We start from the raw sequence: 469 nt of genomic DNA on the forward strand, positions 1-469 counted from the left end.
CGACGAGGACCCTGCTCACGAGCGGATCATAGGTCCGGCGCGGCTCGCCGGGGGCCGCTACCGTTCATCCCATGAGCTGGAGCGCGCAGGACATCCCCGACCTCACCGGCACCCGAGCGGTCGTCACCGGCGTCACGGGCGGGCTCGGCTTCCACACGGCCCTCGAGCTGGGCCGCAAGGGCGCCGCCCTCGTGGTCACCGCACGGAACCCGAAGAAGGCCGACGCCACCGTCGCGCGGCTGCGGGCCGAGCTGCCCGACGTCGACCTCGAGACGCTCGCCCTCGACCTGGCCGACCTGGCCGACGTCGAGCGCGCCGCCGGCGAGCTCACGTCGCGCCACGACCGGATCGACCTGCTGGTCAACAACGCCGGCATCATGATCCCCCCGAAGAGCGCCACCGCCGACGGCTTCGAGCTGCAGATGGGCACCAACCACCTCGGGCACTTCGCCTGGTCCGCGCGGCTGTG

At 72.9% G+C, this 469-nt stretch carries 1 protein-coding gene; it reads left to right on the top strand.

Translation table 11 applies throughout. The features are described 5' to 3' along the window. Positions 1-71 precede the first annotated feature (71 nt). Positions 72-469 (top strand): SDR family NAD(P)-dependent oxidoreductase (locus ASF38_RS18840; RefSeq protein WP_235497398.1); only part of this gene is annotated, 398 nt, incomplete at its 3' end.

Origin of the sequence: Aeromicrobium sp. Leaf272, from assembly GCF_001422865.1 — a bacterium.
GTDB lineage: Bacteria > Actinomycetota > Actinomycetes > Propionibacteriales > Nocardioidaceae > Aeromicrobium.